Source organism: Intrasporangium sp. (assembly GCF_035280925.1).
Taxonomy (GTDB): domain Bacteria; phylum Actinomycetota; class Actinomycetes; order Actinomycetales; family Dermatophilaceae; genus Intrasporangium.
This window is the reverse complement of sequence record NZ_DATEEY010000106.1, coordinates 22,366-35,380: the sequence shown is the minus strand read 5'-3', so window position 1 is coordinate 35,380 and position 13,015 is coordinate 22,366. Positions and strand designations below refer to the sequence as shown.

General features: G+C 68.6%; 13 protein-coding genes. 9 read left to right on the top strand and 4 right to left on the bottom strand.

Features of this window, described 5'->3' with window-relative positions:
* Positions 1-325, bottom strand: a 325-nt coding sequence (locus VJN29_RS10485; RefSeq protein WP_324143575.1) for a hypothetical protein, incomplete at its 3' end; no start/stop codon positions are given.
* Between the two features lie 139 nt (positions 326-464).
* Here VJN29_RS10485 and VJN29_RS10480 point away from each other — a divergent pair.
* The 5 genes from VJN29_RS10480 (at position 465) to VJN29_RS10460 (ending at position 4,434) form a co-directional block, all read left to right on the top strand.
* The gene (locus VJN29_RS10480; RefSeq protein ID WP_324143574.1) at positions 465-1,049 is read left to right on the top strand and encodes a hypothetical protein; all 585 of its coding nucleotides are present in this window, start codon (positions 465-467) and stop codon (positions 1,047-1,049) included.
* A 121-nt stretch (positions 1,050-1,170) separates the two neighbouring features.
* Positions 1,171-1,539, top strand: coding sequence for a VapC toxin family PIN domain ribonuclease (locus tag VJN29_RS10475; RefSeq protein ID WP_324143573.1), 369 nt, complete (start codon positions 1,171-1,173; stop codon positions 1,537-1,539).
* A 255-nt stretch (positions 1,540-1,794) separates the two neighbouring features.
* Entirely contained in the window at positions 1,795-2,298 is a 504-nt protein-coding gene (locus tag VJN29_RS10470; protein WP_324143572.1) for a DUF6318 family protein, read from the top strand.
* Positions 2,295-3,188 carry a hypothetical protein gene (locus VJN29_RS10465; RefSeq protein ID WP_324143571.1) on the top strand — a complete coding sequence of 298 codons (894 nt, stop codon included), beginning with the start codon at positions 2,295-2,297 and terminating at the stop codon, positions 3,186-3,188. The genes VJN29_RS10470 and VJN29_RS10465 overlap by 4 nt, the downstream gene beginning before the upstream one ends.
* Positions 3,189-3,318: 130 nt before the next feature.
* Entirely contained in the window at positions 3,319-4,434 is a 1,116-nt protein-coding gene (locus VJN29_RS10460; RefSeq protein ID WP_324143570.1) for a M14 family zinc carboxypeptidase, read from the top strand.
* 157 nt (positions 4,435-4,591) lie between these two features.
* Here VJN29_RS10460 and VJN29_RS10455 read toward each other — a convergent pair whose 3' ends face one another.
* A complete protein-coding gene (locus tag VJN29_RS10455) occupies positions 4,592-5,008 on the bottom strand; it encodes a PPOX class F420-dependent oxidoreductase (protein WP_324143569.1) in 417 nt (138 codons plus the stop codon).
* 247 nt (positions 5,009-5,255) lie between these two features.
* Here VJN29_RS10455 and VJN29_RS10450 point away from each other — a divergent pair, with 247 nt between their 5' ends.
* On the top strand, positions 5,256-6,008 hold the full coding sequence (locus VJN29_RS10450) for a glucose 1-dehydrogenase (protein ID WP_324143568.1): 753 nt from the start codon (positions 5,256-5,258) through the stop codon (positions 6,006-6,008).
* Between the two features lie 14 nt (positions 6,009-6,022).
* On the opposite strand, the gene VJN29_RS10445 is transcribed toward VJN29_RS10450, so the two are convergent.
* Positions 6,023-6,763: an MBL fold metallo-hydrolase gene (locus tag VJN29_RS10445; RefSeq protein WP_324143567.1), complete on the bottom strand. Its 741-nt coding sequence runs from the start codon at positions 6,761-6,763 to the stop codon at positions 6,023-6,025.
* Positions 6,764-6,964: 201 nt separating this feature from the next.
* Here VJN29_RS10445 and VJN29_RS10440 point away from each other — a divergent pair, with 201 nt between their 5' ends.
* From VJN29_RS10440 to VJN29_RS10430, 3 genes are all read left to right on the top strand, one after another.
* Positions 6,965-7,561 carry an alpha/beta family hydrolase gene (locus tag VJN29_RS10440; RefSeq protein ID WP_324143566.1) on the top strand — a complete coding sequence of 199 codons (597 nt, stop codon included), beginning with the start codon at positions 6,965-6,967 and terminating at the stop codon, positions 7,559-7,561.
* Between the two features lie 129 nt (positions 7,562-7,690).
* The gene (locus VJN29_RS10435) at positions 7,691-9,436 is read left to right on the top strand and encodes a DEAD/DEAH box helicase (RefSeq protein WP_324143565.1); all 1,746 of its coding nucleotides are present in this window, start codon (positions 7,691-7,693) and stop codon (positions 9,434-9,436) included.
* A 232-nt stretch (positions 9,437-9,668) separates the two neighbouring features.
* Positions 9,669-9,956, top strand: coding sequence for a hypothetical protein (locus tag VJN29_RS10430; RefSeq protein WP_324143564.1), 288 nt, complete (start codon positions 9,669-9,671; stop codon positions 9,954-9,956).
* A gap of 111 nt (positions 9,957-10,067) precedes the next feature.
* On the opposite strand, the gene VJN29_RS10425 is transcribed toward VJN29_RS10430, so the two are convergent.
* Positions 10,068-12,995 carry a helix-turn-helix transcriptional regulator gene (locus VJN29_RS10425; protein ID WP_324143563.1) on the bottom strand — a complete coding sequence of 976 codons (2,928 nt, stop codon included), beginning with the start codon at positions 12,993-12,995 and terminating at the stop codon, positions 10,068-10,070.
* Positions 12,996-13,015: the final 20 nt, after the last annotated feature.

The following is a 13,015-nucleotide window of genomic DNA, read 5'->3' as shown; positions in this document are numbered from 1 at the left end:
CCTCGCGTCGGGTGAAGGTGACCCGGCCTTCACGGCAGATGACGGTCACCAGCACATGAGTGATGCCGTGCCCTTCTCGGCCCGTCGCCCATCGCTCGGGGACCATCTCCTCTGCGAGCCTTCGGACCAGGTCGCTCGCGTTATAGTGGTCGTCCGGCAGGCCCCCGACCGTGGCCACCCGCGCGTCGGTGACCCGCTGGCTGTCGAGCTCAACGGCGGCGACGATGACCGCGTCGAGCTCGAACGGGCACCGGGCTTCGATTTCACGCAGGGTCGCTTCGGGATCGGCCAGATTCCATGGACGTTGCTTCACGTCGGGGCTCATGGGCCGACCTTCGCACGGCTTGGCCAGTCGTCTGTCTTGGCTGTCCACAGACAGCGACGCCAGGACCTGTGGACGACCGCGATGGCGGTTCGGCTCAGTCCGCTTGTCTGGTGGCCACACCGACGTCAGGAGGCGAGTGATGGGATTCAGCACGACGTTCATGGGCCGACTCGATATCGAGCCTCGGCTCAACTCGGCCGAGGTCGAATGGCTCAGGGCCTATGCCGAGCTCGACCGCCGGTACTTCACCGATCCCTATGAGGTGCCCATGAACCCAAAGGCCTTTCGTCTCGAGCGAGAGCGGCAGCTCGAAGAGGAACGGCAGCAGCTCCGAGCCGGCAGCAAGGGCAAACGCCTTGCCGCAACGGAGGCTTTTACGTCCCTGACGCCGGGCGATGGCAGCCCATACGCTCACTTGGACTGGAAGCCGTGCATGGACGGGTGCTGCCTCAGTTGGGACAACCGCACCGACAAGTCGCGCATGGCTGAAGAGTGGCTCCAGTACCTCATCGACCACTTCCTCCGGCCCGGCGCGAGCGCCCGTAGGAGTGCGAAGCCTGACTTCTCGCAGTTCACCTTCGACCATGTGCTGAACGGCGTCATCGCAGCCGAGCGGGACGATACCCGAGCGCTGTGGCTGATCCGCTGTCGTGACAACGAGATCTCGACCGAGCAGCTCGTGTCGCCCGATCCGATGCCTTGGGATCTCGGCTCGTGGGCATGACGCCGATCCGCCCCAGAGTGCTCGCCGGCTCGCCCGGCTCGGTGGCAGTGATCCTGACGCACAGGCCGCGCCGCGGGCCCGCAAGTCGGACGGTCGGCGCATCCCGAAGCACGCGCGCCTCGTGATCCTCGTCGATACGTCGATCTGGATCGATCATCTGCACCTGCCCGAGCCTGATCTTGTGGCGCTCCTCGATGACGAGCGAGTAGCAGCGCACCCGATGATCATCGGCGAGCTCGCTCTCGGCTCCATTCGCAACCGGAGCGAGGTGATCGGGTTGCTGACCGACCTTCCCACCGTCGTGGTGGCCACGAACTCGGAGTGTCTACAACTGGTCGAACCCGCAGTCTGCACGGTCGCGGCCTCAGCCTCGTGGACGCCCACCTGCTCGCTGCTGTCAGGCTGCCTCGGAGTCGACGATCTGGACGCGGACCGGACGCTGGCGGCCGTAGCAGCCGAGGTGTCCCTTGCCTGGTCCGCATCGTCATGACACCAGGCCGGGACCCTGGCCGGTCCTACGCCAGTTCGTCTCCGAGCGTCTGTGGACGGCATAGTCCTTCGGCGTGCGAGGTGCGCCAGAATGTGTGACGATCTGGGACGAATCGATACGAAGACGTCAGGGGGATCGCGCGTGCGCGCTCGCAGGACCTCATGGATGCCGTATGCCGCTGGGCTCGCCACCGCTCTCCTGCTAAGTGGGTGTGGTGGCTCGGTTCCGCCAACGGAGCCGGCCACCGCCCCGCCAGTGGCACAGTCTGATTCGGCGACCATCGCCTCCAGCGGCACGCCTACGACGAGCGCCACCACGGCGGTTGAGGATCCAGTCCTGGCCCGGATCCCCAAGGCTGCGCGGCCCAACACCCAAGCCGGCGCCGAGGCCTTCGCCAAGTTCTACTATGAGCAGGTCGCGAAGGCGTGGATGAAGCCGGACCCGGCGCTACTGGATAGCTTGCAGAAAGATGGCTGCAAGACGTGCTCTGCATTTCGCTCAACGGCCGAGTACCTCCGGAAGCATGGTCAGCGGTACGCATCCAGCCCGCTGACCATCAAGGGAACTTCGGTGTACGCCTTTATCGAGGGCAAGAAGCACATCGCCGTGACCGTTCTGGCCAACGAGGCCAAGATCATTGATCGGAAAGGCCGTTCGGTTGAGACCGTTGCCGCCGAAGGCACACAGGTCTTCGTGCTGAGTCTTGCCTTCGAAGGTCATTGGATGGCGACACGCAGCCAAGTCGAGGACTCGTCGTGAAGGGCTGCGTCGTCGCCCTGATGGGTGCGGCACTGCTCCTAGCGCTTCCCGCGCCTATGGCGCTCGCTGATGGTCCGCCGTGCGGGATCGTCAATTGCGGGACGAACAATGACAACGCCTACGTCGAGCTGTTGTCACGGGAGGAAGTGCTTGCGCTGCCGGCGTATCCGGGGGACAACGGGGCGCCACGGCCAGAGGGCTCGCCGTACTTCGAGTACGTCTCGTTGCCTGACTGCCCCGCGAACCATCCGCAGTGGGACCAGGAGATCATGTGCGGACGGGCGCTCAGGCAGTGCCCGCCCGAGCTCGAGGGCAACACGCGGCTCCGGATCTGGCGACAACTGGTGACCCCGCCGGACGACCGAGGGCCGTGGGAGGCCGCAGGGGTGACCTGCTACTCCGATGTCGCGCCGGGAGCGCGTCCCCAACTCACCATGGCTGACATCAAGGCAGCCTTCATGCGTACCCCGTGGGCCAAGCCGACGATCTCGACCCAGCCACAGGGCGACGTGACCCTCGTCAACCTCGAGACCTTCTACCGCGTGACCTGGTCGAGCGCGGGTTACGAGCCGGACGAAGCAGATCGGCGCGTGCTTCGCGGGATCCCGGTCTCCATCCGCCCGAAGCTCGTCGGCTTCACGTACCACTTCGGCGATGGTGGGACATACGGCCCGACCGACTCGCTGGGCGGGGTCTATCCCGACGGGGATGTGGTGCACACGTACCGCGAGCCGGGGGAGTTCACGACGCGGGTCACGACGACGTTCGGTGCCGACTTCAGCCTGGACGGGGGCGCGTCCTGGGACGCGATCCCGGCCACGGTCGATGTGCCGGGACCATCGACGACTGTCACGGTCAGGGAGGCCAAGGCGGTCCTGGTCACCCGGTGAGACCGGCTCTCCCTTGACGTCGCCCAAGCCCGCTGCAAGACTTGCCAAACCCTTGTAAAACCGGGCATTTCGAGCGCTCCTCACGCCCCTTCACCCTCTTGTGCACTGACGCCTTGAAGGAGAGACAGCCATGCGCTTGAAAGCCATCGGAGTTGCCTTGGCCGCCGGATTGTCCGTCGCGCTCGCCGGGCCATCGGTCGCCGATCCGACCACGGTCCCGGGCGGTCCGTGGGACGACGGCAAGGAGAACGTCCAGGCGATCCACAGCTACGAGCAGCTGTGGAAGACGCTGAGATCCATCGAGAGCAGCTCGGGCGGCGCGGTCGACGTCGCGCCGGCGCCGCTCCAGACGAACCTCGGCCGCGACATCCCCGTCGCGACCATCGGCTCCGGCCCGGTGGACGTCATGTTCATCGCCAACCAGCACGGTGACGAGTACGTCGTCAGCGAGGGCATGCTTTCGATTGTGCAGACGTTGGCCGGGAACTCCCAGCAGGCCAAGGAGATTCGCAATGCGCTGACGGTCACGATCGTCCCGCGGGTCAACGTCGACGGGTTCGACGGCGACGTCGTCGACTCGCGCGGAAGCACCACCCCGTGGCGGCAGAACTGGGATCCCACCTGCGCCGCCTTCTGCGAGTTCTACCTCGCGGGTCGTGGCTACGACATCAACCGCTACCACTCCTACAGCGCCAGCGCTTTCGACCACCCCTACAAGCCGGGCGCCGACACGGACAACCCGGTGCCGGAGGCGGTCGCCATGCGCTTGCTCTGGGACGAGCGTCAGCCCTCTGTCGTGGTCGACTTCCACCACCAGGGCTCGTACGTCGACGATGACGGCCGGCTGATCACCGGCTCCATCATGTGGCCCAACGCCACGGAGGAAGCCGAGCGCCTCGGCATCGCAGACGAGTTCGCCGAGACGATCACCATGTCCAAGCGGGCGGTCTCGGTCATGCTGACGTCGCTCGAGCAGTACGGCTACGCCAACATCACGCGGTACCCGAGCACGTCGACCCCGGGCATCGCACGCAACGCCTACGGCCTGCTCGGCTCGACGTCGGTCCTGTTCGAGGTGCGTGGCGGGATCGGCGCGAAGTCGAACGGGTACCTGGCCAAGCACGCCGAGGTCTCGGGCATGGCCGTGCTCAGCGCCGCAGCCGACGGGTCGCTGTGGACAGCGAGTACGGCTCCGGCCGACAACATCCGTGAGCGGGGCGACTTCGTCACCAACCCCCACGAATGACCACCTGAGGGGCCAGGGGAGGACTGCGGCACTGCTCAGTGAGAGCGAGCAGTGCCGCAGTTGCACACCGAAAACCGGCTGGTTGCACACCGCTGAGAGGGACGGTCGACGATGCGAGCCCTTGCCAGACCTTGTGGGCGGTGACCGTTGGGAGGGCTCAGGCGTCGGGCGGCAGGCTGATCCGGATGCCGGCTCGTGGCTTGCGTCGCATCCACCGGCCGAGGAGGTCCTCGATCGCGTTGCCCAGCCGGGCCATCGGGTACTTCGCCGACATCGCCCGCCTGACCGCGTCGAGCCCCTCGCGGTCGCGGACGACTCGAGCCGTCCCCAGCCAACACGGAGCACCAGCGGCCACCCGGCCGCGGACATCGCACGGCCGCAGCTCGACGCGTGACGTGTGCGCCAGCCGCTTCGTCTTGCCCACCCCGTCCACCGAGATGACGACGACCTCGTCTTCATCGCGTGCAACCCACACCGGGGTTGCGACAGGATCGCCGGAGCGCCGAAACGTCGTCAGGGACACGTACTGGTGTCGGGCGATCTCATCGAGCGCCGAAGCGCGGTCCTCCTCCACCCCATCACCCTAGGTGCGCAGCGAGCCCCGCTTTCCCACGTCGTATGCCGCTGAGCTCGCTCTCGCACGCCCGCTCCCTCCCAGCCCTCCCGCCCTCTCAAGCCGGGGGGCGCTGGGGAGGGCGGCCCCGGGAGCAAGCCCAGCGGCATACGGCGTCATTCAGGTCGAGACCAAAGTCCCACTGCGGAACCAGCCGCCTGACAGAGTGGGGGCTGTCAGCGCAGTCCGGCACGTCGAAGGAGTGGTCATGAACAGGCTTGAAGGTCGAGTTGCGATGGTCACGGGGGCAGCAAGCGGCATCGGCAGGGAGACGGCGAAGCGGCTGGCCGAAGAGGGCGCCGCGGTGCTCATCACCGACATCCAGGTGGACGCCGGCGAAGGCGCCGTCAAGGAGATCACGGCCAGCGGCCACCGCGCCGCCTTCTTCAAGCATGACGTCACGAGCGAGTCCGACTGGGAAGCCGCGTGTGCCAAGGCCGTCGAGGCGTTCGGCGGACTCGACATCGTCGTCAACAATGCCGGCATGGGTGACCTCAAGACCATCGAGGACACGACGCTCGACGAGTGGAACCGCACGGTCGCCATCGACCAGACGGGTGTGTTCCTCGGCATGAAGGTGGCCGCGCCGCACCTCAGGACGTCCGAGCACGCTTCGATCGTCAACATCAGCTCAATCTTTGGCACGAGTGGCGGTTTCGGTACCTCGCCCGCCTACCACGCGGCCAAGGGGGCGGTCCGCACGCTGACCAAGAACGCCGCGCTGCACTGGGCGACCGAGGGCATCCGGGTGAACTCGGTCCACCCCGGCTTCATCGAGACGCCGATCCTCGAGCCGACCAAGGGGACCGAGTACTGGAACACCATGGTGGACCTGACGCCGATGGGCCACCTCGGTCAACCTGAGGACATCGCCGCTGCCGTTGCCTACCTCGCGAGCGACGATGCGAAGTTCGTGACCGGCCTCGAGCTCTACGTCGACGGCGGCTACATCGCCCGCTGAGCGGGAGCGGCACTTCAGAGGGAGATCGTCTCCAGGTCCGCCGGGACCTCTGCGGTGGGAAGGACTGTCTGCGCTTGCTCGGCCAGCCGCCTCGGCCGTGCCGTCGGCGCCAGGTGCAGCAGTCGCAGGTTGCCGACACCGGCCGCCTCGGCGACGTGGGCGGCCTCCGTCGGCGACGAGTGCGTCGGGTCGCCGTCGTCCTCGGCGAAGGCCTCATGGAGCAGCAGCCGTGCGCCTTGCGCGAGCGACGCGCTGCCCTCGTCGTATGCCGTGTCGGTGACGTAGGCCAGCTCGTCCCCGAGGCGCAGACCGACGCTCGGAGCCGAGTGACGATCCTGTCGCCGCGCCTGCACTGGGACACCGTCGATCTCCAGCCCTTCCGGACCCAGGTCGGCCACCTCCAGGGGGAGATCCCGCAGTCGCTTCGGTTGGTAGGGCGGCTGGATAAGGTCAGCGAGGATCTCGGACGTAGGCCGGCCGTACAGCCAGGCACCGGGGCCGTGGACGGTGATGGGAGCGTCCGTCTGGATGGCGGAGAGATAGCCCAGCCCGACCGTGTGGTCGAGGTGGAAGTGCGAAAGCAGCACATGGACCTGCGTGAGCCCGTCAACGAGCGAGGAACCCGTCACGAGCCGGCGCAGTCCTGTGCCGGCGTCGAGAAGGACGAGGGTCTGTCCCCACCGCACCGCGACACTCGCCGTCTCGCGTCCGTCGCTTGGCATCCAGCCGGCCGTGCCGAGAAAAGTGACCTCCATGACATAGTCCTACCCGCGCGACCGAGCTCCTGCGCAGGGCCGCAGGCTGATCGGGTAGGGCATCAGCATGACAACCGTGAAGCACCGTCCCCCGGTGGGCTGCTGATGCAGGCGACGCCGAGGCTCATCGACACTCAGGTCCCGGCCAGCGTCAAGGGCGTCGTGCTCGTGCTCCACGGCGGAGGGGCGAGGCGCCATTCCATGCGCGTGAGCCCTGCGCAGCTGTCGGTCCTGCGCATGATCCCCGTTGCCGCCCGCATCGCCCAGGCCGCTCCTGACCTCGTCGTGCAGCGTCTCCTCAACTCTTTCAGGGGATGGGACAGCGAACACACGCCGCTCCGTGACGTGGCGTGGGCCGTCGATCAGGCCGCCCGACGCTTCGGGCCCGACGTGCCCGTGTCGCTGGTTGGCCATTCCCTCGGCGGTAGGGCGGCTCTGCTGGCTTGCCGCCTGCCGCAGGTTCGTTCCGCGGTTGCCCTCGCGCCCTGGCTCCATCCGCACGAGGGACGGCTCGACGCGTCGGGTCGGGACGTGCTCATCGTGCATGGGGACGAGGACCGCATCGCCAGCCCGGCGAACGCCGCCGCCGTCGCTCGTGACCTCGGAGAGACAGCACGGGTCGGTTACGTCACGGTGCGCGGTGGCAGCCACTCCATGCTGCGACACCATCACGTCTTCGACGCCATCGCCGCCCAGTTCGTCCGGGCGACGGTGGGCGGCCAGCCAGCGCGGGGGCAGTGGGGTGAGGTGGTCAGCCAAGTGCTGGGCGGTGAGCGCTGGGTCACGGTCACTCCGTGAGCCAGCCCAGCGGCATACGACCGCCGTGGCTGGGGCGTAGCCGCTGTCGAGCGCTTGAGGTGACGTGCCCCAACGAAAAGCCGCGTCGATCGGTGTGCCAACGTTTCGCCAAGGACTAGCGTCACGAGGGTGACCGACGAGACGCCAGCACCGGACCCCGACCTCACTGACGAAACCGGCGACGAGCCCACCTTCGCCGACCTGGGCCTGGACGACCGGCTCCTCAAGGCCCTGCGCGACCTCGGTTACGAGCACCCCTCGCCGATCCAGGCCGCGACCATCCCGGCGTTGCTCGAGGGTCGTCACGTCGTCGGTCTCGCGCAGACCGGCACCGGCAAGACGGCGGCCTTCGCGCTGCCGATTCTCGCGCAGCTCGACCTCAAGCAGAAGACGCCCCAGGCGCTCGTTCTCGCTCCCACTCGCGAGCTGGCGCTCCAGGTGTGCGAGGCCTTCGAGAGGTATGCCGCTCACCTCCGAGGCGTGCACGTGCTGCCGGTCTATGGCGGGCAGGGCTACGGCGTCCAGCTCAGCGCGTTGCGACGGGGCGTCCACGTCGTCGTCGGCACGCCGGGCCGGATCATGGACCACCTCGAGAAGGGCACCCTCGACCTCAGCGAGCTGCGCTTCCTCGTCCTCGACGAGGCAGACGAGATGCTGAAGATGGGCTTCGCAGAGGACGTCGAGACGATCCTCGCCGAAACGCCGGACGACAAGCATGTCGCGCTCTTCTCGGCGACCATGCCCGCGCAGATCCGGCGGATCTCGAAGAAGTACCTCACCGACCCTGTCGAGGTCACTGTCAAGGCCAGGACGGCGACCGCGCCCAACATCACCCAGCGTTACCTCATCGTCAGCTATCCGCAGAAGGTCGACGCCCTGACCCGGATCCTCGAGGTGGAGAACTTCGAGGCGATGATCGTCTTCGTCCGGACCAAGAACGAGACCGAGACCCTGGCCGAGCGGCTGCGGGCTCGGGGCTTTTCCGCGATGGCGATCAACGGCGACGTCGCCCAGGTGCAGCGGGAGCGCACCGTGGACCAGCTGCGGAAGGGCAAGCTCGACATCCTCGTCGCCACCGACGTCGCCGCACGGGGCCTCGACGTCGAGCGGATCAGCCACGTCGTCAACTTCGACATCCCCACTGACACAGAGTCCTACATCCACCGCATCGGCCGCACGGGCCGCGCCGGGCGCAGCGGCGACGCCATCTCCTTCGTCACGCCGCGAGAACGCCACCTGCTCAAGGCGATCGAGAAGGCCACGCGACACAGCCTGGAAGAGATGCGACTGCCAACCGTCGAGGACATCAACGAGGTGCGCCTCGGCCGGTTCGACGACGCGATCACGGCCGCGCTCCAGCACGAGCAGCTCGACTTCTTCCGCCAGGTCATCGGGCACTACGTCGAGGAGTACGACGTGCCTGAGGCTGACGTCGCCGCGGCGCTCGCGATCGTCCGGCAGGGCGGCGAGCCCATGCTCCTCGCGCCGGAGCCCGAGCCCGCCCGCTCGCGGCGCGGTGGCCGAGACGAGGCGGAGACGGGGAGGCCGCGCGACGAGCGTGCGGACCGTGGCCCACGTGGCCGCGGCGGCCAGCGGTTCGCGACGTACCGCATCGGTGTCGGCAAGCGCCACCGGGTGCTACCCCGCCAGATCGTCGGCGCGCTCGCCAACGAAGGTGGTCTGGGACGGGAGGACTTCGGCCGGATCGACATCCGCGGCGACTTCTCGCTCGTCGAGCTGCCGGCCGAGCTGCCTGCGGGGGCGTGGCAGCGACTGCGCGACACCCGCATCTCGGGCCGACTCATCGACCTGAGCCGAGACGAGCGTCCCGACAAGCAGGAGCGGTCCGACCGCTACGCCGGCAAGCGCCGCTGAGCTCGCCGACATCGTCCTCGTCGGGGTCAGGCGAGACAGAGGGGACATGCTGGACCGCACCGCCACCCGCGGTGACCAGCGGTCGAGGCCGTGGGGTCTGGCCACGACATCTACCGGCCCGGGGATCTGAGGGGCAGGACGGGGAATCTGAGGGGTGGCTCCCGATGTCGCGGGTCGCCGCGCTGCCGAGAGTGGTCTTGTCAGTCCAGCTCACCTCACGGAAGGCAGAACAATGACCACGAAGACCACGACCAGAGCGGTTCGCGCTTTCGCTGCGGGGGGCCTCCTCGTCCTCGCAACGGCGGTCCCAGCCGCAGCCGGACAGGTCCCGGCGGTCCTGCTCCCGGATCCGGTCGGCAACAGGGCGCTCTCCGCCCGCCACGGTCCTGCGTTGATCGAGCCAGACCATGGTTTCGAGTACGCGGAGCTCGGTCTGGGCGTCCTCGCAGGGCTGGCCATTGCCGGAGCCGGGGCGGCGGCCATGCGAACCAGGCGTCAGCACGGGGCTGTGACGGCGTGAGGAGAGAGGTGGCTGAGCCCGGCCGTGTGCGCAGCACGGCCGGGCTGGCCCTCCGCCGGACCGGACCCGTGCGCCCAACTGATCCACCAGCACGGTCCAGCATCAGCTCAGCTACTCGAAGTCGAGTCTGCGGGCGAGATGCGCGACCTCGATGCGTGTCGCCGTGCCCGTCTTGTGCAGCACATTGGAGACGTGGACGCTCACCGTCTTCTCGCTGATGAACAGCTCTCGGGCGATCTCGGCGTACGTCCGGCCGGCCACCAGGTGGTGCAGCACCTCGCGCTCCCGTCGGGTGAGCCGGGCCAGCTCGGCAGGCACCGACCCCTCGTGATCGGCCGGCACCGGCTCCGTCAGCGGGATGTGCGCCTGCCCGGCGAGCGCTTCGGCATCGCGGAGGATCGGGGTGGCGCCGAGGTGGCTGGCAATGCGTGCCGCGTCACGAAGAGCAGCCGAGGCCCTGGCCCGGCTCCCCCCCGTCGCCAGCTGGGACTGGGCAAGGCGGTAGGACGCCAGTGCGCATTCCCACACCAGACCAGCCTCGTCCGTCGCCCGCACTGCGTCGTCCCAGAGCTGCGGCTGCGCTTGGCGGTCAGCGCGGCACCGGTGGCTCTCGGCTGCGTAGAGGCGACCCCACGCCGGATGAATGGCATCCGTCGAGGTGGTGGCCCCGAACCACTCCGACGTGACGCCGAGAGCGTCCTCGATCCGGTCCAACCACCTCACGGCGGCGTCCCGCTCTCCCGGTCGCTCGCCAAGGTCCGCCGCAGTCCGAGCGGCCCAGACGAGCCCTTCCGCGGCGTCGGCGGGATCAACGTCCACGTGCGCATGCAGCGCCTGCTCCAGGATCTCCAGCGACCGTGCGAGATCCCCGGCCGCCCAGGCAATGCGGGCTTCCACCACGGGCTGGATGCCTCCGACGAGGCGGCGCCCCGGGAGGAGCTCGCGCGCTCGCGTCTGGTGCAGCTGTGCCGCTTGGAGGTTCCCAGTCCGGACAGCGAGATCGGCTGCGAGGAAACGGATCTCGGCGCCCCACGCCCCCTGCACCCTCCGGCTCAGTGCGTTGTGCAGCAGTGAGCGCAGCTCGTCCCACCGACCCAGGTCCAGGAGGCCGACGGCCACGCCAGGGATGACCTCCACGGCTTCGTAGAACGACCGCGTCGACATCAGCTCATGCACCAGCCCGGCGGCCACGTCGGTGGCCTCCGCGACGCGTCCGAGGCCCGCGAGGCAGTTGGACACGAACACCGCAGTGTGTCCCCGCAGGATCTGGTCTCCTGCAGCACGTGCGTGGACCACCGCTTCCTCAGCGTCCCGCAGCCCCGCAGTCGTGGACCACCGGGTCTGCGACTTGACCCCCAGCGCCCAGGCCAACGCCTCGTCCGATCCAGCGCGACGGCTGATTCGCACCGCCTCGTCGGCGTCTTGCACGGCAGCGGCGTGTCGTCCACCCCACAGGTTCGCGAAGGCCGTCCACGCCAGCGCGATGGCCCGTTCCGGGCTCTCGGGGAAGGGTTCCGTCACGGCCAGGTGATCTGGCTCGGGCTCGGACACCTCGGTCAGTCCACAGTTGTCCTTGTACAGGCCGAGGTGCGTGTAGAGGTGCGCAGCGTCCAACGGATGACCCACACGGTCCACGCGCTGCAACGCCCGCTCGCGAAGCTCGAGCGCGAGGGTGAAGTCGCCGGCGCGGAAGGCGCTGTCGCTCGCCCGCCCGAGGAGCAGCGCCCACTCGTGGTCGGAGCCGCGCAGGGTCGCCGACAGCCGCTCCCAGAGCAGGGACGCACGGTGCAAGTGCTGCGACTCCTCCGCATAGGCAAAGAGTTCGCGAGCTGTGTCCGACGCCCGGAGCGACCACTCGAACGCGTCATCGACGCGCCCGGCACCCTCGTAGTGCAGGGCCAGATGGGCTGCCCGGGCGACCAAGGGCTGGTTCGCGACCTCTTCCCAGACCAGGGCGAACTCGCGGTGGATCCCCAGCAGCTCCTCAGGCAGCAGTGTCGTGAGGATGACCTCTGCCAGCAGGGGGTGCCTGAACCACAGCTCGCCTTGCTCGTTCAGGATGGTGATGCCGGTCGCTCCGCTCTCAGCGACGCCGTCGCGCACGTCCTGCGCGGTGAGCCCGCGGGAGGCCGCGAGCCGTCCGAGAACGGCGACAGGAACGGGCCGACCTCCGACGGCGAGCAGCTGCATGAGGTCACGCGACGCCTTGGCGAGCCGGTGCCACGACGCAAGCAGGACCTCCCTGAGCGTTGTTGCCCTCGCGGCCGACTCGCCCTCGGGGACGCCGGTGAGCAGCTCGGCGAGATAGGGATTGCCCCCGGACCCTTCGAACACCGCGGCTCCACGGGCCACGGCCCGTTCGTTGCCGCGCAGCTGCGCGACGAGCTCCTCCGTGTCCTGCAGGCCCAGGCGGCCGAGCGGGAGGAACTGGACGGCGGGGAAGCGCCGCATGTCCGCAAGCCAGCCGTGCAGGCGATGCCCCTCCCCGAGGTCCGTGTCCCGGTACGTGGCCAGCACGCAGAGCCGTTGGCCCGGCCCGAATCCGGTCATGAGATAGGCGATCAGGTCCAGCGACGTCGTGTCGGCCCACTGGAGGTCGTCGACCACGACGGCGGTCGGCGCCTCAGCCGAGATCCGGTCGAGCACCGTGGTCACCAGACGCATCAGCTCTGCCGGATCGGGTTCGCCGTGAGATCGGGCGACGAGCGGCGAGATGGCGCCCAAGCCCTCCGGGTCGACGTCGGCCAGGACCCGCTCACGCTCCGCCGCGCTGGCCTGCCGGAACCAGTGGCTGACGATCTGGCCGATCGGGTGGTAGGGCGACTCCGCCGCACCGAACCGCAGGCACCGACCCCAGAATGCGCGACCGCCCTCCCGCTCGAAGCCGGCCGTCACCTCGGTCACCAGCCGGGTCTTCCCGATGCCGCTCTCGCCGGACACGAGAACCGCGGAGGGGCTGCCAGCGGCCGACCTCCGGACCGCCTCGTCCAGCGCGGCTCGCTCGGCGTCGCGGCCCACGAGAGCCGCTCGCGCGTCCATGATCTCGATTGTCCTCGTGG